Source organism: Roseovarius sp. YIN77, assembly GCF_057219155.1.
Window position 1 is genome coordinate 162,484 of sequence record NZ_JBXVVI010000001.1, and the last position, 23,180, is coordinate 185,663.

Sequence of the window (23,180 nt, forward strand, 5' to 3'; positions counted from 1 at the left end):
CACATGCAGGGATTGCAAGCAGTCAAGGCTTCGCCGTATCAGGACAGCGAAAGTTCTATGGATGGAAGCGCGACGTGAACCCGGACACGCAAACTCCGTTTGACGAAGAAACGCTGCGGGATGCAGCGCGCCTGTCCGTTGCCCCCATGATGGATTGGACCGATCGGCATTGCCGGTACTTGCACCGGCTGATGACGGGTCGGGCGCTGCTTTATACTGAAATGGTCACGGCCCCGGCATTGGTACGGGGTGGGGCGTTACATTTGCTGGCGCATGACCCGGCAGAGCATCCGGTGGCGGTGCAATTGGGTGGGTCTGACCCCGCAGAACTGGCCGAGGCCACGGTGATGTGCCAGAAGGTGGGATATGACGAGGTGAACCTGAATGTGGGGTGCCCGTCGGACCGGGTGCAATCGGGCTGTTTCGGGGCAGTGTTGATGGAAAACCCGGCGCTGGTGGCAGAGTGCGTGACCGCGATGATCCGGGTGTCCGATGTGCCGGTCACAGTCAAGTGCCGGATCGGGGTGGATGATCAGGTGCCAGAGCAGGTTCTGCCGGATTTTATTGTGCGGATGCAGGATGCTGGGATCACCCGGATGCAAATTCATGCGCGCAAGGCGTGGTTGCAAGGGCTGAGCCCCAAGGAAAACCGCGATATCCCGCCCTTGGATTACGATCTGGTTTTGCGGATGAAGGAACAGTTCCCCAAAATGCACCTGTCGGTGAATGGGGGCATTACATCATTGGATCAGGCAAAGGCGTTTTTGGCGCGGGGTCTGGATGGGGTAATGATTGGTCGGGCGGCCTATCACAACCCGTCTGAAGTATTGCTGGAGGCAGATCAGCGGATCTTTGGCGCAGGGGTGCCGGTCAAATCCCCCGTGCAGGTCGTACAGGAGATGCGGCCCTATATCGCCAAGCATCTAGAGGATGGCGGCAAACTGCATCAGATCACCCGACATATGCTGGGCCTGTTTTCCGGGCGCCCCGGAGCACGACAGTGGCGGCGCACCTTGTCAGAGCGTGGTCACGGACCAGAGGCCGGAGTGCATGTGGTGGATGAGGCATTGAGCCATGTTTTGAGGGAGGCCGCCTGATGGTGGATATCGCAGTTTTCTTGCCGATGGCGGCTTTGCTGCTTGTCATCGGGGCCTTTGCCGGCGTGGTGGCCGGGCTGTTGGGTGTGGGCGGCGGCATTGTTCTGGTGCCTGCATTTTTCTATACGTTCTCATCCTTGGGCTATGGGGGGACGGATTTGATGCAGATCTGTCTGGCGACATCGCTGGCGACGATCATTGTCACCTCTGCCCGGTCGGTCCTGTCCCATCACCGCAAGGGGGCGGTGGATTGGGGCGTGCTGAAAACCTGGGCGCCGGGGATCATTATTGGCGCGATCATCGGGGTGTTCGTCGCAGCGGCGCTGCGGTCGGTTGTTCTGCAAGGCATATTCGGTGGGCTGGGGATTGTGATTTCCGCCTATTTCTGGATGGGACGGGTGGATTGGCGACTGGCGGAGGAGATGCCCGCCGGTTTTGTGCGGGCAGGTCTGTCTGGTGTGGTTGGCTTCCTATCGGTCCTAATGGGTATTGGCGGTGGGTCGTTTGGTGTACCAACCATGACATTGTACGGGCGGCCCATTCACCGCGCGGTCGCAACGGCGGCGGGGTTTGGCGTGATCATTGCGCTGCCGTCAGCCATTGTGTTTCTTCTGACGGCAGCTGACAACGCGCCGCCCTATACGGTGGGGTCTGTCAATATTCCGGCCTTTGCACTGGTCATCTCGATGACCATGCTGACAGCGCCCTTTGGGGCAAAGCTGGCCCATGCCACGGATGCGGGGCGACTGCGCCGGATCTTTGCGGTGTTTCTGGCACTGGTGGCGCTGAACATGCTGCGAAAGGCGGTGGGATGGTAGCGGAGTTTGCAGAGCGCGGTTGGGCCATCTTTCCCTCAGAACCAGCGGTTCTGGATTGGTTGCGCTATGCCGGGCCTGCTGCGATGGCCGCGATGGATACGGATGCGCCATCGCCACAGGGATATGATTGTCAGGGCACTTGGTTTGTGGGTGTCGATGCGTTGCCCAATGATGCGTTGGGCGCTGTCGCAGGGTCTGGACCTTTGACCGGTGCGGCGGTTGAATTCCTGACGGCGCTTCATGGCGGACCATTGCCTGCCCTGCATCTGGGACAGGTGTCAGGCATATTTCCTGGCTATCCAAAACCACGCACACATGAGGGCGAGGCAGCGTTGACCTATCGTCTGAAACGCGATGCGGCCCATGTGGATGGCTTGTTGCCGGTGGGGCAGGATCGCGCACGGATGATCCGGGAACCTCATGCCTTTGTTCTGGGGCTGCCGGTGACGGATTGTGATGACCGCGCCAGCCCGATGGTGGTGTGGGAGGGCAGCCATTTGATCATGCAGCGCGCGTTTCGCGAGGTACTGGAGCCGCACCCCCGGCAGACCTGGGAGGATGTGGATGTCACCGCGGCCTATCAGGCAGCGCGGCGCGAGGTGTTCGAAACCTGCAATCGGGTTAAAATTTTGGCCAAACCGGGGGAGGCCTATGTCCTGCACCGCCACTGTCTGCATGGGGTTGCGCCATGGGAAGAGGACGCCAGTGCCCCGGCAGAGGGGCGGGTGATCATTTACTTTCGGCCCGAATATCCCGGCGGTGTCTCCGACTGGGTGAACCTGCCCTGAGCGCTATCTACAACAGCTGTCGCCAGCCTGAATTGGCGGGCAAGGAACGGTGGCATAGGAACAATACACACAGCAATCGCCCGGTTTGGGTGTCAGGACCGCTTTGCAGGATTTGCATTCATAAAACCACTGGCAAGCGTCCGTGGGCATGGTCTCTGTTTCCACATGGCCGCAGGTTGGGCAGGTGATGGTGCTTTCAAGGATCGGGGTCGTGTCGGCCATATGGTTACATCCATGTCATCAGGTGATCGTTGATCTGGGCCTCAAACATATAAATAACCCAGGAGATTGCGATCAGAGCGGTACAAAACGACAGCCAGCGTCGCAGCCGTCTTTCTGACCCCCTGTCCAGCGCCACCCACCAGGCCAACACCGCCAAAAGCGTGGACGCGGTCAGCACATAGGGGCTGAGCGCGGCCAGTTTGCCAAAGATCGCCAGCCAACTGCCGCCGAGGCCCAGCAGGATCATCACCATTGGCAGCACACAACAACTGGCCACGCCAAACGAGGTAAAGGCGCCAAGCAAGTTGAGGCTGTTGATGGGTTTCATCTGACTGGGATGCCTTGTGGGTTCACGGTTACTGGATGTCTTCGGTTGGGCCGCCGGCCTCTTTCCATTCGGCCACGCCACCTACATTGGTGACATTGGTAAACCCCATTTCTATCAGGGTTTTGCCAGCCATCGCAGCCATCAGACCCCCGCCACACACAAGATAAATAGGGGCGTCCTTTTGCAACACCGGGCGGTGATAGGGGCTGTCGGGGTCGGCGGATAGCTCGACCATGCCACGTGGCACATGATGGGCCCCTGCGATGGTACCCGTTTGGCGCAGGCTGTTGCTGTCGCGAACGTCGACAAAGACGCCCTCGCCACCTGCATGGATTTTGATTGCCTCTTCGGCAGAGATACGGGGGACGACGGCGTTGGCCTCGTCCAGGTAATCCTGGGCTTTCTTCATGGCGCGTTCCTTTGAATTGATGCTCAGCCGGGATCACAACAGATGTTGAGCGGGATGCCAAGCATTTCAGGGTCACGAATGTGAGAGACGACCCTTGGCAAACCGAAGGAATTGACGCAGAAGGCGGGGCTGAACGACAAAGGCATCAAGATGACACAGCGATTTTCATTTGATCTGCAGGCCACAGAAGGCAAGGCGCGAACCGGGGTGATTTCGACCCCACGGGGTGAGATACGCACGCCTGCCTTTATGCCGGTTGGGACTGCGGCAACGGTCAAGGCGATGATGCCCGAAAGTGTGGCCGCCACGGGGGCGGATATCTTGTTGGGCAACACATATCATTTGATGTTGCGTCCGACGGCAGAACGGATTGATCGCCTGGGCGGGCTGCACAAGTTCATGAACTGGGACAAGCCGATCCTGACCGACAGTGGCGGGTTTCAGGTGATGTCATTGGCGGGCTTGCGCAAGTTGACGGAAAAGGGCGTGACGTTCAAATCCCATGTCGACGGATCGCGGCACGAATTGACACCGGAGCGGTCGATGGAAATCCAGCGCCTGCTGGGATCGGACATCGTGATGTGTTTCGACGAATGTCCGGCGCTGCCCGCGGACGAGAAACGCGTGGCCGAAAGCATGCGCACGTCAATGCGCTGGGCCGAACGATCCAAGGATGCCTTTGGCGACCGGCCCGGATATGCGCTGTTCGGAATCCAACAGGGCGGAGTTACCCAGCCTCTGCGCGAAGAAAGCGCCGAGGCGCTAAAGGCGATAGGTTTTGATGGCTATGCGGTCGGTGGGCTCGCCGTGGGTGAAGGGCAAGAAGCCATGTTTGGTGTTCTGGATTATGCACCGGATATGCTGCCCACGGATCGGCCGCGGTATCTGATGGGGGTGGGTAAACCCGACGATCTGGTTGGTGCAGTGGCACGTGGGATCGATATGTTTGACTGTGTGCTTCCCAGCCGATCAGGGCGGACCGGGCAGGCCTTTACCCGCCACGGCGTTGTAAATATCAAAAACGCCCGGCATCAGGATGATCCGCGCCCATTGGATGAAAACTGCGGATGTCCGGCCTGCAGAAACTATTCACGCGCCTATCTGCACCATGTCTTCCGCGCCAAAGAGATGATTTCAGGAATGCTGCTGACTTGGCACAATCTGCATTACTATCAGGACCTGATGGCGGGTATTCGGGCAGCGATTGCCGAGGGTCGCTATGCAGCGTTTCAGGCAGAGTTTCACGACCAGCGGGCTGCTGACGATATCGAACCGCTATAAGATAAATGTGTAATCAGGCTGTTTGCACGGGTGTAGGGCGCAATTCAGGCAAGTAGGGCTTTGCCAACCGGGCCAGCCGTTGCAGCACAATCGCGCCGCCAACAATGATACCTGCCGTCAACAGGGGGGAATCCAGCACCATTTCCGCAAATTCCGGAAATGAAACCACGCCTATGGCGTATCCCATTCTGGTCAGCGCCACAGGTTCGATCAGAGTGGACACCGCTGGCAGAAACAGGCAGGTCAGAAAAGCCGCCGGTCCGACCACAACCGCGTAAACAATGCCGGTAAACAGATGCAGGGGCATGCCGTTTGGTAGTACGATGCCAGCCTGTGAATACATGACCACGCCTGCGGAAAATGCCATCAGCGTCGCAAAGGCGATCCGGCTTTTGTTTTCCCGAAAGGCGGATTTGGCGCGGGCAGGCAGGCTGCGGATGTATTGTACTGTTCTCATAAGACAATTGCTATGGGTCGAAATGGGCAAGAATTGGGCATCGCTGGGGCACGGGATTGGCAATTCATAAATCATGAGGAAAACCGCATCTGAGCTCTGTATCGCCTTGCTCCTGCCCAACAAGCAGTGCAGATTAAGCAGAAGTGAAGAATTGCGGGTTGAAAGAGGGCGCAAAACGCCCCAATTGAATAACCCAAGATCGGAGGAAACCAGTAGCTGCCGCCCAGCGGGGCCGGGTTTTCTTGCTAAATAAGGAAAGAGCATGCACGAGCAACTCAATCAAACATATCCCGTCCTGCCGCTGCGCGACATCGTGGTGTTTCCACACATGATTGTCCCGTTGTTCGTCGGGCGTGATAAATCCGTCCGCGCGTTGGAAGAGGTGATGGGAGAGGACAAGCAGATCCTGCTGTCCAGCCAGATCGACCCGTCTGTTGACGACCCGGATGCAGAGGGCATCTATCAGGTTGGCGTTCTGGCCAATGTCCTGCAGTTGTTGAAACTGCCCGATGGCACCGTGAAGGTGCTTGTCGAGGGGCGTTCGCGGGTAAAAATCCTGGAATACATTGAAAACGATAGCTATTTTGAGGCTCACGCCGAATTTCTGGGCGAACTGCCGGGTGATTTCGACACGGTCAATGCGCTGATCCGGTCTGTCGGTGAAGAGTTTGAACGCTATGCCAAGATCAAGAAAAACATCCCCGAAGAGGCTCTGTCGGCTGTGGCTGAAAGCCGTGAGCCTGAAAAGCTCGCCGATCTGGTTGCCGGGCATCTGGGGGTTGAGGTTGATCAAAAGCAGGAGCTTTTGGAAACATTGGATGTGGGCGAGCGGCTGGAGCGGGTTTATGGCCTGATGCAGGGCGAAATGAGCGTTCTGAAGGTCGAGAAAAAGATCAAGACCCGCGTCAAATCACAGATGGAACGCACCCAGCGTGAATACTACCTGAATGAGCAGATGAAAGCCATTCAGAAGGAGCTGTCTGACGGTGATGAGGGTGACAATGAGGTCGCCGAGCTGGAAGAAAAGATCGCAGAGACCAAACTGTCCAAGGAGGCCAAAGAAAAGGCTGAGGGTGAGATCAAAAAGCTCAAGAATATGAGCCCGATGTCAGCCGAAGCTACAGTTGTGCGCAACTATCTGGACTGGATGCTGTCAATACCGTGGGGGACCAAATCCCGCGTGAAGAAAGACCTGACTCGCGCGCAGAAGATTCTGGATGATGATCATTATAGCCTAGAGAAGGTCAAAGAGCGGATTGTCGAATATCTGGCTGTTCAGCAGCGTTCGAAAAAGCTGAAAGGTCCGATTCTGTGTCTGGTCGGCCCTCCGGGCGTTGGTAAGACTTCTTTGGGGAAATCTGTGGCCAAGGCGACAGGCCGCGAATTTATTCGCATCTCGCTGGGCGGGGTTCGTGACGAATCTGAAATTCGCGGTCACCGCCGGACTTATATCGGTTCGATGCCGGGTAAGATCATTCAAGCGCTGAAAAAAGCCAAAACCACCAATCCACTGATCCTTTTGGATGAGATTGACAAAATGGGGCAGGACTTCCGCGGGGACCCGGCATCAGCGATGCTAGAAGTGTTGGATCCGGAACAAAACTCAACCTTTGTCGATCACTATCTTGAGGTCGAATATGACCTGTCGAACGTGATGTTCCTGACCACGGCCAACAGCTATAACATGCCGAGCCCGCTGTTGGACCGGATGGAAACCATACCGCTGGCTGGCTACACCGAGGATGAGAAAACCGAGATTGCCAAACGGCACCTGATTGAAAAACAGACCAAAAATCACGGGTTGAAAGCGTCTGAGTTTGAGATCACCGATGAGGCATTGCAGGAAATCATTCGGGTCTACACCCGAGAGGCCGGCGTTCGGAACCTGGAACGCGAAATCGCCAAGCTGGCGCGGAAGGCTGTCACCAAGATTGTGCGCAAAGAGCATGAAAAAGTGGTGATCACGCCGGATAATCTGGATGATTACCTGGGTGTGAAGAAATTCCGCTATGGTCTGGCTGAAAAGGACGATCAGGTCGGTGTTGTCACCGGTCTGGCCTGGACATCGGTTGGCGGGGATCTTCTGTCGATCGAGGCATTGCGTCTGCCTGGCAAGGGCCGGATGAAGACCACCGGCAAGTTGGGTGATGTGATGAAAGAATCCATCGACGCGGCCAGCTCCTTCGTTAGGTCAATCAGTCCGCAAATCGGGGTGAAGCCACCGATGTTCGAAAAGCTGGATATCCACGTCCACGTGCCGGATGGGGCGACGCCAAAGGATGGGCCATCTGCTGGTTTGGCCATGGTGACGGCCATTGTGTCGGTTTTGACCGGTATTCCGGTGCGCAAGGATATCGCCATGACAGGCGAGGTGACATTGCGCGGCAATGCCTCTGCCATTGGCGGGCTTAAGGAAAAGCTGTTGGCTGCCCTGCGTGGCGGGGTGAAAACGGTGCTGATTCCTGAAGAAAACGCCAAGGACCTGCGGGAAATTCCGGACAACGTCAAAGAAGGCCTGGAAATCATTCCGGTATCCCATGTGTCAGAAGTGTTGAAACACGCCCTGATCCGTGATCCTGAACCTGTGGAATGGGACGAGAAGGCCGAAGAGGCTGCGGCTGCTGAGGCATTGAAAAAGAAACCCGACGCGCCCGGTGCGACCACACACTAAGACATTGAAAGGCGCATCTGGAAGATGCGCCTTATTTCTTTTGACGACGGGAGGGGCGCTGCCCCTCTGCGCGTTGCGCATTCCCCCCGAGGTATTTGAAGCGAAAGGAAGATCTGCAGGATCACCTGGGTCTGAGCATTTGGGTGAATGCACTTGCGCACCCGCAATCAAGATCAAAATCACGCTGCAGTTGGCGCGCGAGTTGCAAGCGGGTGATCTGTTCGTGACGACATAGAGATAGGATTTCATCCCGAACGGCGCGCGGCGGCGTTTTTTGTCTGGTTTTGCGTGTGAAAAACATAGCTCATATCCTTGTGTGGTCTGGTATGAGAGAAGTCATAATTTCTCAAGTATACTTTAGATCAAGCAATAAATTTATAATCGGCGCTTAAATATTTTCTTGTCGGGGCGACGATGCTTTTGTAGGCCGGGTGCGAAACAAAGGAAGTGTGCAGTGAATTTTCCAAAAATCTATTTTTTGCGCCATGGTGAAACCCAGTGGAACGTTGAAAAACGCATTCAGGGGCAGTTGGATTCACCCCTTACAGATCAGGGTATCAAGGACGCGCAGAAACAGGCACGTTTGTTGGCGCCGGTTCTGTCACGACCAATCCCGTGTTATGTCTCCCCGCTGGGGCGTACGCGCCAAACAGCGGATATTGCTTTGTCAGGCCAAGACTATATCGTTGATGAACGATTGGCAGAGGCCCACGCAGGCGATTGGCAAGGGTTGTTGCGTGATCAAGCGCGGCGCAACCATCCAGAACTGGTCTCGCCGGAGATCTCTGCGCTGGAGCTGTTTTTGGTCGCACCGGGCGGCGAAGGCTACGGTGCGTTCGAGGCGCGCATACTGGCGTTTGCCCGCAGTCTGACGGAGCCCAGTGTTGTGGTTTCTCATGGATTGCTGGGCCAAGTACTGCGGGGATTGATCCTGGGAAAAAGCCGGGAAGAGATGTCTGGCCTGTCCAATTTACAGGGTTGTGTTTATGTCCTTGAAGATGGGCGAGAGACCGTTTTGAAAGAAACTGCGCCTGCGTAAAAATTTTCGCCCAACCCCTCTTGCGCCCGGGCGCGGGAATGGGTAAATCGCGCCCATCGGGTCGTTAGCTCAGTTGGTAGAGCGCTTCGTTTACACCGAAGATGTCGGGAGTTCGAGCCTCTCACGACCCACCATTCCTCTTTGATGAAGATGTTTTGCCCGGTTGCTATGGCGTGTTGGACGCTGTGAAGAAATTCAGGCGCGCTGGGATATTGATGCCGGTGGCGTCAGCGTATGTTTCAATCTCTTGTGAAATGGATTGGCGGATGACTTTCCGATCTTGATCGGCGCCTTGAAAATGGTTCATCACCCGTGCCACGGGGCCGAGATTTGAGGCCAGGTTGACCACGGTTTCCAACGGGCCGGGGTGGTGGAGTTTCAGGTCGACCTCTGCCCCTTTTGCATTCGGAAATCCGGCCTTGGTCAAAATATCAACGACGTGATTGATGTTTTGAAAGGCCAATGGACCTGGAGCGGTTGGGTCTGATGCTGGCATCGGACCAAAATGTTTAATCGCGGCTGTTGCGGGGATCGAAAACCACGGATTGAACTCCAGCGCCGCCCAGGCCGACAGGATCATGCGCCCACCCGGTTTCATGTGCCGCCGGATGTTCGCAAAAGCGGCGACCGGATCAGAAAAGAACATGACGCCAAAGCGCGAGATTACCAGATCAAATGGGGCACCGGGGATGTCAGCGGTTTGGGCGTCCAGCAGATGATGCTGAATGTCGACACTCGGTGGTGAATTGTTTGATTTGGCGTGGTTCAATAGCGGTTCTGAAATGTCGATCGCGGTGATGGCGCCGCCAGGGGCAAGATGTTTGGAAAATTCGCGGCTGGTGGCACCGGTGCCACAACCAATGTCCAGAACACGTTCACCGGGTTGAGGATTGGAATGCTGGATGAGTTCCAGATTTACATTGCGCAGGCAGATGTCAATCTCAGACTCGTATGTGATCCACTTAAGCCCAGACGCTGATGCCCAATAGTCGGCCTGTTCCTGATTGGCCCATACGGTCATGATCAAATCCTTTGCGTCGCTTGAAGGCCTCATGCTGACAACAAAGCCAATTTTGTCAACTTCTCCACGCAAATTCTGGACAATTCCCTGATGCTGTGAAAAACGGACGGACAAAGGAGACCCCGATGATCGTAACCCGTTTTGCACCGTCGCCGACCGGCTATATCCATGTTGGCAACCTGCGTACCGCGCTGATGAATTTTCTGATTGCTCGCCAGTCGGGTGGTCAGTTTATCTTGCGGCTGGATGACACCGATCCAAAGCGGTCCAAGCAGGAATATGCAGATGGGATCATGGAGGACCTTGAATGGCTGGGCCTGACATGGGACCGGCTGGAGCGGCAATCTAATCGGTTGGAACGCTATGAAGCCGCGGCAGATGAGTTGCGATCGATCGGGCGGTTTTATGAGTGTTTTGAAACCCCGACAGAGCTGGACCTAAAGCGTAAGAAGCAGCTGAATATGGGCAAGCCGCCCGTATATGACCGCGCTGCGCTGGAGCTGTCAGATGCGGATAAGGAAAAGCTGCGGGCAGAGCGGGGCAATGGCCATTGGCGGTTCAAGCTCGATCAGGAACGGATTGAATGGGCTGATGGCATCTTGGGTGACTTGTCGATCGACGCGGCGTCTGTGTCGGACCCGGTGCTAATTAAAGCCAGCGGGCAGTTTTTGTATACTTTGGCCTCTGTCTGTGATGACGTGGATTTCGGCGTGACACATGTGGTGCGCGGGTCTGACCACGTGACCAATACCGCCACGCAAATTCAGATCATTCAGGCACTAGGGGGGGCTGTCCCGTCTTTTGCGCACCATTCTCTGCTGACCGGGCCGCAGGGCGAGGCGCTGTCAAAACGTCTGGGCACGCTGGCGCTGCGCGATTTGCGTGAACGTGGCGTGCAGCCGATGGCTCTGCTCAGCCTGATGGCGCGACTGGGGTCGTCGAAACCGGTAGAGATTGCTGGAAACATTGACGAACTGGCTGATGGGTTTGATCTGTCTTCCTTTGGGTCGGCGCCAACGAAGTTTGACGTGGAGGATCTGTTCCCGTTAACCGCAAAGATCAATCAAGGTTTGGGTTTTGACACAGTTGCCGGGCGGATTGCGGATCTGGGTGTGCCGGCGGGGCTGGCAGAACAGTTCTGGGCCGTGACCCGTGAAAACATCACCGTGCTGGATGATCTGGGCGGCTGGTGGAGCTTGTTCCGCGATGGGGCCGATCCGGTGATCGAGGACGAAGATGCGGAATTTGTTGCCACTGCGATGTCAATGCTGCCCGAAGGGCCATTGACAGGGGAAACCTGGGGGGCGTGGACTGCGGCAGTGAAGGCAGAGACAGGGCGCAAGGGACGGGGGCTGTTCATGCCGCTGCGCAAGGCGCTGACAGGGCAAAGCCACGGGCCGGATATGTCGCAGGTGTTGCCGCTGTTGCAGGTGATCAAGGCGCGGGGTTAAGCCGCGCCAGCCGTTTTCCCGGCCAGAAGGTCATCATTCATTAGATCGTCGATGAAGAGGCTTAGCAGCTGCGTGCGCCCGGTGACCCCGGCCTTGCGGTAAATCGCGGCATTTTGGGCCTTGATCGTGCCTTCCTTGGTTTTACGCAGCTCCGCGATCTCGGCAACGGAATAGCCCTTGATCGCCATAAGCGCGACATCGCGTTCGGCATTGGTCAGGCCCCAACTGTCGAACTGTGCCTCTAATATTTCGGCAAAAGCACCAGAGGCCAGCCCGATTTGCTGGCTTAACCGCTGATCCCGCCGCACCATGTTGCGCAGCTCAAAGATTGTAAATCCCAAACCGATCACAAGCGTGGCCGAAACAATATATTCCATCCAGTCGAAGCTTTCGGCCTGTGGGGTCCCACGCTCAAACAGAAAATCATGCATGGCGTCACCGGCAAAAAATATCGCACAGAAGCCTTGAAGGGCGATCAGCCCGGTTAAGTAGACATATTTTTTCTGGGCCATTCCTGTTCCTCGTGTGGTGGGCATCCGGTGCACCTTCGGATGCCCCACCGGATTCGGGTTCAGTCGTCGTCTTCTTCGATTTCCAGAATTTCGCCGGTTTGCGGGGAAATTTCAATCTCATAGAGGATGCCGTTCAGGCTTGCCTCTACTTCCAGTTCATCATCTTCGATCTCAAACTCCTGGATAACGTAGCCCTGTGCCTCTAACGCGGCACGGATGTCGGCTTCTGCCACGCCCAGCGTGTCGCCGGTGTTCGCGGCAGCAAGGCCCAGAACAGGGGCGCTGATCATTGCGGTGGTGAGCAGGGTTGCTTTGACGGTGTCTTTCATTGGGTGATCCTTTCAGTTCGCTTTGCATGTCCGCCGGTGTGGCGGTGAGAGTGATTTCGGAATGAAAGCGCCTGATCGCCATATAACCCGGGCTTAATCAGGGGGCCATTGGGCCAAGGATTATGCAGTTTGTGCGCCAATTCACCCTTTTGCACAGATATGCACCGGAATTGTGCGCGTATCCCTATGGTGATCAGGGGGATAAAGCGTCATTCTGGGGCAAAGAGGGGCGCGCAATGGCACAACAACAGGCGGTGTTTCTAGAGGGAAACCTGTTTCGACACATCACCACGATGGCGCTGACGGCCTCTATCGGTCTGATGGCTATATTTGTCGTTGATCTGGTTGATATGATTTTTATCTCGATGCTGGGTCAGGCAGAGCTGGCCGCGGCTGTGGGTTATGCAGGCGCGATCCTGTTTTTCACCTCTTCGTTCGGGATCGGCATGGCAATTGCTGCCGGTTCACTGGTGGCGCGCGCCTTGGGTGAGGGGGATGAACAGAAGGCGCGCCGACGGGCGGCGACATCACTGTTATACGGTGTGATTTTCGGTGCGATATTTTCTGCGGTGGTCTGGTGGAACATTCGCCCGCTGGCGGCACTGATGGGGGCCAGTGGGATGACGCTTGATCTGGCAGAGGGGTATCTGCAGATCATCATTCCCAGTCTTCCTCTCTTGCTGATCGGTATGGTCGGTGGTGCGATCCTGCGCGCCCATGGTGATGCGCGTCGGTCGATGACTGCGACTGTGGCTGGCGGTATCGTGAATGCCGTGCTTGATCCGATCCTGATCTTTGGTCTGGGGTTGGATCTGACCGGGGCTGCATTGGCCAGTGTGGCGGCGCGGTTTGCGATTGCCTTTTTCGCGTTGGCACCGATTTATCGCCATCACGGCGGGCTGGATAAACCCACGTCAGAGGAATTCAGCTCCGATTTTCCAGCGATATTTGCCATTGCATTGCCTGCAATCCTGACCCAGTTGGCGACACCAATTGGCCAGGCCTTTGTCACCCGCACCATGGCCCAGTTTGGCGAGGGCGCCGTCGCGGGGATGGCGATCACGGCGCGGCTGACGCCGGTGGCCTTTGGCGTTTTGTTTGCGCTGTCTGGCGCGATTGGCCCGGTGATCGGGCAGAATTTCGGGGCGCGCGATCACGACCGGGTGCGACGGGCCTATATCGATGGATTGATATTCTGCGGGGTGTTTGTTTCTGGAATGGCGTTATTGCTGTTTGTTTTGCGAAGCCCAATTGCAAATCTGTTTGACGCACAGGGGATCAGCCGGGAACTGGTGTTTCTGTTCTGTGGGCCGCTGGCGTTGATGTTCTTTTTTAACGGCGTGATTTTCGTTTCCAACGCTGCGTTTAACAATCTGGGACGGCCGTTTTATTCGACTCTGGTCAATTGGGGGCGACACACGTTGGGCACCATTCCGTTCATATTGGTTGGCGCGGCTGGTTTTGGGGCCAAGGGCGTGTTGATCGGGCAGGCCATTGGCGGCGTGATTTTTGCCGCGGTCAGTGTCTGGTTGGCCTTTCGGGTGTTTCGCCTTGCGCGGTCAGGTGTTGTGCCTGAAGGCAAGCCATTTCAGCGGCAAATCCGGTTTTTACAACTGTTCAATGTGCGCAGATAATCGGGCGAGGTGTTTATCGGTGAGCTCACGTTCCGATGCCGTTATCTGTTGGTGCCGACGATAGACCGGGGCCGATCTGTCATCGATAAAGGTGGCTTGCCAGTTTTGCGTTGTCTCAAAAAATTCTGACACCCCTTGCGGACCTGCCAGCGCCAAATAGCCCTGAACGACCGTGTCTAGATAGCTCAGCAAAACCTGACTGTTGCGATCCGGGGTTTGGCCTTGATCAGATGAAATCACAAAGGTCGATAACTGTGCGGAGGGTATCTGATCGGCGGTTACCATTTCTTGAGCATCGATCAGATCATAGGCCGCTTCGCGTTCATTCAGCTCTGGCCAATGATGATCACACACCTCTGACAAGGCGCCGCGAATTTGTGCGCCGTCTGATTTTACAATGCTAAGGTAGCAAATTTTTCGCAAAGGAGACCTGATCCAAGCCCGTTGCCAGCCATGCAGGATTGCGGGTTGTGTATTGTCAAAATCATGCGTGGCCGCGTTGACCAGTGATCCGTAACCAAAGACAAAATGCCGTTTCATATTATGTGCTTGCGCTGTTTTTTTGGCGACTTTTCAGTGCCTAACGTGACACAACAGTGAAGAAGAAAGCGGACAACGTTGCCGATGTTCCGATCCAGCCAAAATACCAAAACCGCCCGGCGATCTTGTCTTCGGCGAAGGACGCGGCGAATTGATCGCCAGAGGATTTGGTGACGAAATAGACGCCGATGACTGCGATCAGGGTTGCGATGACCCGGAACTTGTAAGACGGGTAAGAATAGCGAAAGAGCGCGCCGATGAGCAACCCAATCGGAGTGCCGATCAGGATGACCTTGGGCACGAACCACGGATGCGCCCCCAGCATTTGCGGGATGGAAAGCAGGTGAAACAGGGCCATCAGGGCCAGTGTCAAACCTATCGAGGCGGGCAAAGTCAATTTGGGCATGGGATGTCTCTGGCTATGAATTTCCAGAAACCTGCCCAGAAATCACTGTAATTTCAACTGTTATTCTTCAGATCGACGCCCAATCCGTATAGCGGTACCGGCGCGATGTGGGCGGCGCGGGGCGTGTATCGACCGGCGGCTGGTAGAGCGGGGCAGCCGGATCTTGCGGCGGGCGAAAGCGGCGATCATGGGTTTGCATGGGCGTATCTCCTTCAGTCTGTAAAAGACATGGGAAGGCCCGCGCGCCATTTCCGTTAATATTTCAAATTTTGGCAAACACGTGAGGCGGCGTTACGTCGGTGTAACGTCGGTATTGTGACGGTAGCGCCGAACGCCCTGATCCGACGCCGTTAACAATTTTGCGCAATCGTAACCCCATGTCAGATCACACACGCAAACGCCCGACCAAAACCCAACGCATCGCCCGCGAAAAGCTGATGCAGAACCTATTGATCATCCGTTACGACAATGCCGTCGATGATGCCTTGAGAGAGGAGGTGCCAGACGCCTGGCACACGCTGGAGCTGGACCTGGATGTGGAGGAGCCCAAAGAAAAGGTGACGCTGTACCTCGACCGATCCGTCGCGCGGTTCTACCGGGGCATGGGCCGGGGCTATCACGCCCGGATCAACAGGCTACTGGCCACCTGGGCGCAGATGAAGATTGGGGAGTTTCTGCGGATCGAAGAGATATTGGAAAAGCAGTTGTTGGAGGGCGCGGGCAGGGGGGATTAAAATGGTTCGTTAACCATGAATGCGTAGGGTTGGGTATGTCGAATTACCACCGCCCACGTGTACACGGGGCCAGAATTTTCTTTACCGTCGCATTGGCCCATCGTGGCAGCGATTTGTTGGTGCAAAAGATTGATCGATTGCGGGACGCCGTGCACCGGGTGCGGATGGATCGGCCATTTGTGATCGACACGTGGGTGGTGTTGCCGGATCATTTACATGCGGTGTGGACATTGCCGAGCGGAGATGCCGATTATTCCACCCGATGGGGCGCGATCAAGGCGCGGTTTACGAGGAGTTTGAATGACGCAAATCGTAGGCCGGGCTTCAGCCCGGCACCGATGCCAAAAGAATTGCCCGTTGTTCAAAATGGTAGATATGCCGGGCTGAAGCCCAGCCTACGTGTCGACAAGCGCGAAAGCGCCATCTGGCAACGCCGGTTTTGGGAACACCACATCCGTGATGAGGCCGATTATGAAAACCACATCCGATATTGTTGGATGAACCCGGTCAAACACGGGTTTGTCGAACGGCCAGAGGATTGGCCGTATTCATCGGTGCATCGAGAGATAAGGTTGGGACGTTTCCCGTAGGCCGGGGTTTCACCCCGGCATTTGGGGAGTTGGTGTTGTCGGAGGTGCCGGGGTGAAACCCCGGCCTACAGATAATCGAAACGAAGAAGGGCGGTCCGAAGACCGCCCAAATTAGAGCATAAGCCCTATGATTGTTAGAACTAACGAGATGGTTCCAATTATGTCGCCATACCGTATTCGCCCTTCAATTTTGAATGAAATCCTCATCGGAGCATTCCTTTGAGAAGCTCATCCGGATGAGCAAACTAAAGTCCACTCAGTACATTTAGACTGCCCTTACGAGGCAGTATGTTGGCTTCTCCTATGATCACTCGGAGTCACCCTTCGGTAGCCGCCCTTCGCGCATCACGCGGTCAGGACTACCTTCGCCTAATCCCTTCTCAGGTTTCGACTTAGCACCGATAAGCACTTCCCAATTCGAGTGCAGGCTTGTCCGTGTTCCATTGGAGTGGAGAGCCCGCCCAACGACCGACATCCATCAATCTCCAAGGGCAGGAACAACATAAGAACATTTCGTGATTATTGCAAGCCCCTCACCGCACAAACTTCTTATGCTTCAATCGTTTCGGTTCTAACGCATAGGCACCCAGACGGCGTTTTTTATCTTCCTCATAGTCTTCAAAGTTGCCTTCGAACCATTCGACATGGGCGTCGCCCTCAAACGCCAGCATGTGGGTGCAGATCCGGTCGAGGAAGAAGCGGTCGTGGGAAATCACCACGGCGCAGCCGGCGAAATCGACCAGGGCGTCCTCGAGCGCGCGGAGGGTTTCGACGTCGAGATCGTTGGTCGGTTCGTCAAGCAGCAGTACGTTGCCGCCCGCACGCAGCAGGCGCGCCATGTGGACGCGGTTGCGTTCACCGCCCGACAGCAGCGAGACCTTTTTCTGCTGATCGCCGCCCTTGAAGTTGAAGGAGGAGCAATAGGCGCGGGCGTTGACGTCGGCGTCGCCCAGTTTGATCACATCCAGCCCGTCGGCGATTGCCTCCCACACATTGTCATTGGCGTTCAGGTCATCGCGGGACTGGTCAACATAGGACAGATCTACCGTGTCGCCATATTCCACCGTGCCCTCATCGGGCTGTTCCTGGCCGGTCAGCATTTTGAAAAGCGTGGTCTTACCGGCGCCGTTCGGGCCGATGACGCCGACAATGCCACCGGGGGGGAGGGAGAAGCTGAGATCCTCGATCAACAGCTTGTCGCCCATGTGTTTTTTCAGGCCGTTGACTTCGATCACTTTGGAGCCCAGACGCGGGCCGTTGGGGATGATGATCTGGGCGCGGGCGAGTTTTTCACGCTCTGATTGGTTGGCGAGTTCGTTATAGGCATTGATCCGGGCCTTTTGTTTGGCCTGACGGGCCTTTTGCCCCTGCCGCATCCATTCCAATTCGCGTTCCAGCGTTTTCTGGCGGGATTTATCCTCGCGCGCCTCTTGGGACAGGCGTTTGGCCTTTTGTTCCAGCCAGGCGGAATAGTTGCCCTCATACGGGATGCCGCGGCCGCGGTCGAGTTCCAGAATCCAGCCGGTGATGTCATCCAGAAAATAGCGGTCGTGGGTGACGATCAGGATGGTGCCTTTGTAGTCAATCAGGTGTTGTTGCAGCCAGGCGATGGTTTCCGCGTCCAGGTGGTTGGTCGGTTCGTCCAGCAGCAACATATCGGGCGCTTCGAGCAGCAGCTTGCACAGGGCCACGCGGCGTTTTTCACCGCCGGAGAGGGATTTGACATCGGCCTCATCCGGGGGGCAACGCAGGGCCTCCATCGCGACGTCGATCTGGCTGTCCAGATCCCACAGATTTTCGGCGTCGATCTCATCCTGCAGCTCCGCCATTTCATCGGCAGTTTCATCAGAATAGTTCATCGCCAGATCGTTATAGCGTTCCAGCTTGGCCTTTTTCGCCGCAACACCCAGCATGACATTGTCGCGCACGTTCAGCGCCTCATCCAGTTTGGGTTCCTGTGGCAGATAGCCGACATTGGCCCCCTTGGCGGCCCAGGCCTCGCCGGTGAAATCCTTGTCGAGGCCCGCCATGATTTTCATCAGCGTGGATTTACCCGCACCGTTGACGCCCACGACACCGATCTTCACGCCCGGCAAGAAGGACAGCCGGATGTTTTCAAAGCATTTCTTGCCGCCGGGGTAGGTCTTGGACACACCGTCCATGTGATAGACGTATTGATAGGATGCCATTGCGGGAATTCCTTCGTGGATTCTGATGTTGCCGGGTGTGATAGCGGGGATGGGGGCCGGGGGCAATTGGATTGCAGCAGGCACTTACGTTCAGACCCTGTCTCATTGGTTGTTTAAGAAGAATAAGTTTCAACAAATTGTGTAAGGTCCGATAGTAAGCTTGCAAGCACTGTTATAGTAGTACTATCGGGAGCCACTTCCGAAGATGTTGTATATGATCAATTAATCGGGGGCTTCTGGTTGGTGATGAATCTATACCTGTTGCCCGATACAATCCAATTTTACCGATAAACGGTATCGTTGTTTATGGTCCCGAAATTTCCGATCTAGGAGCAAATAATCAAACCATATTATCCCTCGTAGTCCTAAGCGCCGGAATGGCCCCGAATCCAAGATATTGGATTACGTTTGAGTCGCGGTCGGAAGGATCCCAGCTTTGGCCAGACGCAAGTTACATGGAAATACAAAGACAATGGTGGGTTCAAGTAGCAAAAACGTCGATGGATATCGATTTTCTGTGGCGGGTTATCACGATTGTGATGATTCTGGCTTCGATCGAAAGAAAGGTTTTAGTCCGCACTTAATCACAATATCTTGTAAACTTGAGCCTAAATAGCTGAATGGCAAATATATCAAGCTGTTCATTTTGGGTGCTGTCTGAGTTTAAAATTTTGCACTGATTGTGGAGTATCTTGATTGCTTCAGAAATGTGCTACAAGTCTCTAGCTCGCATGTTGCGTAAGGCATTGATCTATATGGATTTTATTGAAGTGGCTGGGATGGTAGGAACGCCACCCTTGGCATTTTAAGCAATTGTATCCTATGAAACCTTTTAGAATCAGGGTGTTGTAAATCAAGACTGCTACAGGTCAGTGCTACAGTTACCGAGAAACGAGTTGGAGAAAATTCTGTGAAATACATTACAAAGAGAAAGGGCTCCAGCAACTACCAAGTAAGGTATCCTGTTCCACTCGATCTGCAGGAAAAGGGCGGTCCAAAAGAGATTTGGCGATCATTAAAAACAGCTGATCTAAAGCTCGCAGAGCGAAAGTCTCATAAGGTCATCGCTGATATTCAAAAGGAATTGGCAAGCAAGATTGTAGCAAAGTCTGCTGAACCCTGTCTGGTTCATCCGACTAGGCAACATTTGGAAACAGCAGCGCTCGAATATTATCAAATTCAAATCGAAGATGACTTGGCTGAGCGAGCTCATGATCCAGCCTTTGTTCGGTCTGTTTATGAGAAGAAGCGATACAAGAAGGCTGCAAAAGAACTGCGAAAACAGTTCGCCATTGGCAATTTTGCGGCAGTGGATGATAAATATTGGGCAGACCAGTTTGGATTCAGATTCGAAACGGGATCGCCTCTAAAGCGAGAGTTTGCTCAGTTGCTGATGCGAGCTGAAATAGAAGCCACAGAGCGCTTCGCTGAGCACGATCTTGGCGTAATGAGCGGCCAACCCTCAGATAACTTATTTCGAGCGCTCAACGGTGCTTATTTGCGCCCTGAGAGCGCTTCGGAGACAACGGTAATCCCGGATGAGACAGAGCTTACGCTGATTGAGCTATTGCCGCTTCATCGCCGGCATCAAGAAGCAAGTGTAAAGGCCGACACGCTAGACCAACGTGAGAAAATTATTCTGCGTTTTGTTGAATTTGTGGGTAATGAAGCAACACCTTCTTCCATAACCAAAGCACAGGCGCGTGAGTGGCGAAATAAACTCAGAAACTGGCCTGTAAAAGCTGATCAGAGAAAGGAATTCAGAGGTCTTACGTTTGCTCAGATTCTGGAAAAGAACACTGATATTGGTGTCAATTCAATATGCGAGAGAACAATTGCCAAATACGTCTCCCAGCTCTCAACAATGTTCGATTGGCTGGTTGATGACGGATATGTTGAGGGCAATGTTTTCACGGGATTGATGCCCAAGGTTTCAAAGCATGTGCAAAAGGTGTTCCCGCTGACAGACGAACAGATGAAGTGTCTATTTTCATCACCTCTATTTGTCGGCTGTAAGAGCGATACGAATATGGATTTAGCGGAATGTGGTGACTTTCTGGTCCGAGATTGGCGATTTTGGATTCCTGTTCTGGCTGCGTTGTCAGGCTCACGACAAGGAGAGTTGGCCCAGCTGGAAGTTTCGGACATCCGTTGTGAAGACGATATATATTTTATGAATATCACCAACGAAGGAACAGATACTTCGAAGTCAGTTAAGAATGCGTATTCTCGCCGTCGCATTCCAATACACTCGATAGCGTTGAACCTTGGTTTTCTTGAATACGTGGCGGTGCAAAAAGAGAAACGTGAAGAGCGTGTTTTTTCAGAAGCGAAAAGAGATTCTCGCGGAGCTTTCGCGAACGTTTCGAAATTCTTTCAAAAGTACTTTAGGTTGATCGGTCTGAAAGATGATCCGAGCAGAAATGTTGTATTCCATTCGCTACGACACAGCTTCATTGATCAGCTGCGATTGAACCACACCGAAGATCAGATAAAACCAATATTGGGGCATTCTGGAAAATCAACCACCGGAGGATATGGAGAGCGGGAAGCTCTTTCCCTGCCAATACGTCAAGCAATGATCGAGACGGTCACGCTCGACTGTGTGGATTGGTCGAAAATTCCTGTTTTGAAAGGGCGCACATAGTGAAGTCCTAGGAAGGTAAAGTATGCTCTAGGGTGTATACTATACATGATTTCCCGCCGCCCAAGCTGATCCTTGGAGAGGTGAATTGCTTGATGTGAGGTCGTTTCTGGTAGCTGAGTCCTCGGTTTTGATTTGGTGTTCATTGCAGCCCTAGCTGCACCTTGGCCACAAGACTACGACGTCGAAATTGCCCGACACTACAAACTTTTGTGTCCAGTCGACCACTCCGGCCCATGGTAGGCGTTCCGATTGGTGTGGCGCCTCGTAAACTTTGGCTAGAACACACCAAAATGCAGCTTTTAGCAGTTGACTGGCAACGATTGATCGCCAAGTTGACAGATGGATAGTTTGATCGAGCGACTGCCTCGCAGAAGTGTTATGAGCCGCACTATTCTGGCGCCTATCAACACTCTATGCAATCGCCGCCCCCGATGCATTTTTGGAGAACCATTTTGAAGCTCATTTCGCCAAGACGCTTTGATGCGCTCTGTTACGTTAGAGCGCCCTACATGAGCCTGATGGCAGCAGAAGTTAGGCACTATGAAACAGTAGACAGGTCAAACTTGGGGATCGTAGTCTACGACCGAAGTGATAAAGATTTTGGGTACATAATTTTGGGGCGGGATTGTCGTAAGATTTTTAGATGCCTCGAGGTTGGCGGTGCTTGGTTCAGCACTGCAGACGAAGCCGAAGCGGCTCTGCGCGACGCGATCCAATCCTACGAGAACGATGGTCGCTCTGAATACCCACAAGGAGATGAAACAAGACCGCCGCATGATATCTTTGCGCCAGTCGTGGCAGAAGACAAGCAACACGCATACTTCAAGTTCTTAATATCTAATGACAATCGAACGGCAGCACGAAACCTCATTCAGGAGATTGCCTACTCGTTCGTTGATGTGGACGGTAACTATATCGAACAGTTTCAATCGACCGGGTTTGATCAGAGGCTGTGGGAACTGTTCTTGTATGCCCTGTTTCATAAATCTGGGTTTGAGATCGACAACTCGAACTCCGTTCCGGATTTTTCGTTATCAAAATTTGGATTTCCAATATTCGTGGAAGCAGTCACTGTTGGGCAAAATCCCGACTTCGATATTCCAGCTAACTACGCCGCAGAGATCGCCGAGCTATCCAAAGACTATATGCCTATCAAGTTTGGCAGCCCGTTGTTTAAGAAGCTTAGCCGCAAGAATAAGTACTGGGATTTGCCACACGTAACTGGACATCCATTTCTATTGGCAATCCATGACTATCACGGCCTTGCAACTAGCGACACACCTGGATCGATGACCTGGTCGAGGGCAGGGTTGGTGAATTATCTTTATGGGGTGAGAGATGACGTTGTGATCGAAGGTGAAACTGTTAGACCTCGAATGATAGTCGGTCGAAACGGCCTTGAGCCGTCAATCAAAGTAGTGACCAAGCATTCTCACGGAAACAAGACCATACCGAGTCGCTTCTTTGCACAGCCCGGAGCCGAAAACGTTAGCGCGGTGCTTTTTTCCAATGGTGCAACAACCACCACCTTCAGTCGTATGGGTAAGATTGCCGGGCTGGGAGATGATGACATTAAGATGTTGCGGATGGGAATATGGATCGGAGACGACTTGGTCACTTCAGAGCCTTTTGCGACTGATGTCGATGCCGACGATTACGATGAAGCGTGGGGCGACACAGTGACGATGTTTCACAACCCTTGGGCTAAGTTTCCTGTTCCAGAAGGGCTTTTCCCAAACATCAGCCATGCGATATTCGATCCAATCTCAAGCCGAGTTCACTACAGATTCACGCCTAAGCATGTAATGACATCCGTCACGAATGTTTTTGTTCCCAAGTAGCAACAATGATCGCGCCATCGTTGGCGCGGGGCTTTCCCAAGCGGGGACATCGTTTTCACGGCTTGCAGAAATACGAAAACAGAAACCGATTTAGGTGGAGATTGCCGCAAAAAACTATTCTCTGTCCATTTAACTATTTACACCAATAAATAGAGCGGCATATTTTGCGAGCAATT

The 23,180-nt window shown here is 54.3% G+C and carries 23 protein-coding genes and 1 tRNA gene; 13 read left to right on the plus strand and 11 right to left on the minus strand.

The window, feature by feature from the left end; genetic code table 11:
- The first annotated feature begins 74 nt into the window (after nucleotides 1-74).
- Genes dusA through AC2D8P_RS00765 form a run of 3 tightly spaced genes read left to right on the plus strand, consistent with a single transcriptional unit; the run spans nucleotide 75 to nucleotide 2,703 of the window.
- Nucleotides 75-1,097 (plus strand): tRNA dihydrouridine(20/20a) synthase DusA, encoded by a 1,023-nt coding sequence (gene dusA / locus AC2D8P_RS00755; protein WP_484699593.1) that lies wholly within the window; start codon nucleotides 75-77, stop codon nucleotides 1,095-1,097.
- A complete protein-coding gene (locus AC2D8P_RS00760; RefSeq protein WP_484699595.1) occupies nucleotides 1,097-1,915 on the plus strand; it encodes a sulfite exporter TauE/SafE family protein in 819 nt (272 codons plus the stop codon). The genes dusA and AC2D8P_RS00760 overlap by 1 nt, the downstream gene beginning before the upstream one ends.
- Nucleotides 1,909-2,703 (plus strand): hypothetical protein, encoded by a 795-nt coding sequence (locus AC2D8P_RS00765; protein ID WP_484699597.1) that lies wholly within the window; start codon nucleotides 1,909-1,911, stop codon nucleotides 2,701-2,703. Before AC2D8P_RS00760 ends, AC2D8P_RS00765 begins: the two co-directional genes overlap by 7 nt.
- A gap of 3 nt (nucleotides 2,704-2,706) precedes the next feature.
- On the opposite strand, the gene AC2D8P_RS00770 is transcribed toward AC2D8P_RS00765, so the two are convergent.
- From AC2D8P_RS00770 to AC2D8P_RS00780, 3 genes are read right to left on the minus strand one after another with little or no spacing between them, the layout of a single operon-like run.
- The gene (locus AC2D8P_RS00770) at nucleotides 2,707-2,925 is read right to left on the minus strand and encodes a GDCCVxC domain-containing (seleno)protein (RefSeq protein ID WP_484699599.1); all 219 of its coding nucleotides are present in this window, start codon (nucleotides 2,923-2,925) and stop codon (nucleotides 2,707-2,709) included.
- A 4-nt stretch (nucleotides 2,926-2,929) separates the two neighbouring features.
- Nucleotides 2,930-3,253, minus strand: a complete 324-nt coding sequence (locus AC2D8P_RS00775) for a hypothetical protein (RefSeq protein WP_484699601.1) — start codon at nucleotides 3,251-3,253, stop codon at nucleotides 2,930-2,932.
- A gap of 28 nt (nucleotides 3,254-3,281) precedes the next feature.
- On the minus strand, nucleotides 3,282-3,662 hold the full coding sequence (locus AC2D8P_RS00780; RefSeq protein WP_484699602.1) for a rhodanese-like domain-containing protein: 381 nt from the start codon (nucleotides 3,660-3,662) through the stop codon (nucleotides 3,282-3,284).
- A 150-nt stretch (nucleotides 3,663-3,812) separates the two neighbouring features.
- On the opposite strand from AC2D8P_RS00780, the gene tgt reads away from it, so the two are divergent.
- Complete coding sequence (gene tgt, locus AC2D8P_RS00785; protein WP_484699604.1) at nucleotides 3,813-4,943, plus strand: tRNA guanosine(34) transglycosylase Tgt; 1,131 nt, start codon at nucleotides 3,813-3,815, stop codon at nucleotides 4,941-4,943.
- A 13-nt stretch (nucleotides 4,944-4,956) separates the two neighbouring features.
- Here tgt and AC2D8P_RS00790 read toward each other — a convergent pair whose 3' ends face one another.
- Nucleotides 4,957-5,400, minus strand: coding sequence for a hypothetical protein (locus AC2D8P_RS00790; RefSeq protein ID WP_484699605.1), 444 nt, complete (start codon nucleotides 5,398-5,400; stop codon nucleotides 4,957-4,959).
- 262 nt (nucleotides 5,401-5,662) lie between these two features.
- On the opposite strand from AC2D8P_RS00790, the gene lon reads away from it, so the two are divergent.
- The 3 genes from lon to AC2D8P_RS00805 all read left to right on the plus strand — a co-directional run bounded on the left by lon (nucleotide 5,663) and on the right by AC2D8P_RS00805 (nucleotide 9,244).
- On the plus strand, nucleotides 5,663-8,071 hold the full coding sequence (gene lon / locus AC2D8P_RS00795) for an endopeptidase La (protein ID WP_484699607.1): 2,409 nt from the start codon (nucleotides 5,663-5,665) through the stop codon (nucleotides 8,069-8,071).
- Between the two features lie 454 nt (nucleotides 8,072-8,525).
- Nucleotides 8,526-9,110 carry a histidine phosphatase family protein gene (locus AC2D8P_RS00800; RefSeq protein ID WP_484699608.1) on the plus strand — a complete coding sequence of 195 codons (585 nt, stop codon included), beginning with the start codon at nucleotides 8,526-8,528 and terminating at the stop codon, nucleotides 9,108-9,110.
- Nucleotides 9,111-9,168: 58 nt separating this feature from the next.
- Nucleotides 9,169-9,244, plus strand: a tRNA-Val gene (locus AC2D8P_RS00805).
- Nucleotides 9,245-9,276: 32 nt separating this feature from the next.
- On the opposite strand, the gene AC2D8P_RS00810 is transcribed toward AC2D8P_RS00805, so the two are convergent.
- The gene (locus AC2D8P_RS00810) at nucleotides 9,277-10,131 is read right to left on the minus strand and encodes a class I SAM-dependent methyltransferase (RefSeq protein WP_484699610.1); all 855 of its coding nucleotides are present in this window, start codon (nucleotides 10,129-10,131) and stop codon (nucleotides 9,277-9,279) included.
- Nucleotides 10,132-10,256: 125 nt separating this feature from the next.
- Between AC2D8P_RS00810 and gltX the strand changes: the two genes are divergently transcribed.
- On the plus strand, nucleotides 10,257-11,582 hold the full coding sequence (gene gltX / locus AC2D8P_RS00815) for a glutamate--tRNA ligase (RefSeq protein ID WP_484699611.1): 1,326 nt from the start codon (nucleotides 10,257-10,259) through the stop codon (nucleotides 11,580-11,582).
- Here the strand turns inward: gltX and AC2D8P_RS00820 are convergent.
- Together AC2D8P_RS00820 and AC2D8P_RS00825 are read right to left on the minus strand one after the other, a co-directional pair.
- On the minus strand, nucleotides 11,579-12,094 hold the full coding sequence (locus tag AC2D8P_RS00820) for a helix-turn-helix transcriptional regulator (RefSeq protein WP_484699612.1): 516 nt from the start codon (nucleotides 12,092-12,094) through the stop codon (nucleotides 11,579-11,581). The genes gltX and AC2D8P_RS00820 overlap by 4 nt on opposite strands.
- Nucleotides 12,095-12,153: 59 nt before the next feature.
- Nucleotides 12,154-12,423 (minus strand): PepSY domain-containing protein, encoded by a 270-nt coding sequence (locus AC2D8P_RS00825; RefSeq protein ID WP_484699614.1) that lies wholly within the window; start codon nucleotides 12,421-12,423, stop codon nucleotides 12,154-12,156.
- 236 nt (nucleotides 12,424-12,659) lie between these two features.
- On the opposite strand from AC2D8P_RS00825, the gene AC2D8P_RS00830 reads away from it, so the two are divergent.
- Entirely contained in the window at nucleotides 12,660-14,057 is a 1,398-nt protein-coding gene (locus AC2D8P_RS00830; protein ID WP_484699615.1) for an MATE family efflux transporter, read from the plus strand.
- Here the strand turns inward: AC2D8P_RS00830 and AC2D8P_RS00835 are convergent.
- From AC2D8P_RS00835 to AC2D8P_RS00845, 3 genes are all read right to left on the minus strand, one after another.
- The gene (locus tag AC2D8P_RS00835) at nucleotides 14,031-14,597 is read right to left on the minus strand and encodes a gamma-glutamylcyclotransferase family protein (protein ID WP_484699617.1); all 567 of its coding nucleotides are present in this window, start codon (nucleotides 14,595-14,597) and stop codon (nucleotides 14,031-14,033) included. The genes AC2D8P_RS00830 and AC2D8P_RS00835 overlap by 27 nt on opposite strands.
- Nucleotides 14,598-14,637: 40 nt before the next feature.
- On the minus strand, nucleotides 14,638-15,003 hold the full coding sequence (locus tag AC2D8P_RS00840; RefSeq protein ID WP_484699618.1) for a hypothetical protein: 366 nt from the start codon (nucleotides 15,001-15,003) through the stop codon (nucleotides 14,638-14,640).
- Nucleotides 15,004-15,070: 67 nt separating this feature from the next.
- A complete protein-coding gene (locus tag AC2D8P_RS00845) occupies nucleotides 15,071-15,202 on the minus strand; it encodes a hypothetical protein (RefSeq protein ID WP_484699620.1) in 132 nt (43 codons plus the stop codon).
- Nucleotides 15,203-15,380: 178 nt separating this feature from the next.
- Between AC2D8P_RS00845 and AC2D8P_RS00850 the strand changes: the two genes are divergently transcribed.
- The gene (locus AC2D8P_RS00850) at nucleotides 15,381-15,737 is read left to right on the plus strand and encodes a BrnA antitoxin family protein (RefSeq protein WP_484699621.1); all 357 of its coding nucleotides are present in this window, start codon (nucleotides 15,381-15,383) and stop codon (nucleotides 15,735-15,737) included.
- A 35-nt stretch (nucleotides 15,738-15,772) separates the two neighbouring features.
- Entirely contained in the window at nucleotides 15,773-16,327 is a 555-nt protein-coding gene (locus tag AC2D8P_RS00855; protein WP_484699622.1) for an REP-associated tyrosine transposase, read from the plus strand.
- Nucleotides 16,328-16,860: 533 nt separating this feature from the next.
- On the opposite strand, the gene ettA is transcribed toward AC2D8P_RS00855, so the two are convergent.
- Nucleotides 16,861-18,516, minus strand: a complete 1,656-nt coding sequence (gene ettA, locus AC2D8P_RS00860; protein WP_484699624.1) for an energy-dependent translational throttle protein EttA — start codon at nucleotides 18,514-18,516, stop codon at nucleotides 16,861-16,863.
- Nucleotides 18,517-19,426: 910 nt separating this feature from the next.
- On the opposite strand from ettA, the gene AC2D8P_RS00865 reads away from it, so the two are divergent.
- On the plus strand, nucleotides 19,427-21,163 hold the full coding sequence (locus AC2D8P_RS00865; RefSeq protein WP_484699626.1) for a DUF6538 domain-containing protein: 1,737 nt from the start codon (nucleotides 19,427-19,429) through the stop codon (nucleotides 21,161-21,163).
- 509 nt (nucleotides 21,164-21,672) lie between these two features.
- On the plus strand, nucleotides 21,673-23,004 hold the full coding sequence (locus AC2D8P_RS00870) for a hypothetical protein (RefSeq protein WP_484699628.1): 1,332 nt from the start codon (nucleotides 21,673-21,675) through the stop codon (nucleotides 23,002-23,004).
- The last annotated feature ends 176 nt before the right edge of the window (nucleotides 23,005-23,180 follow it).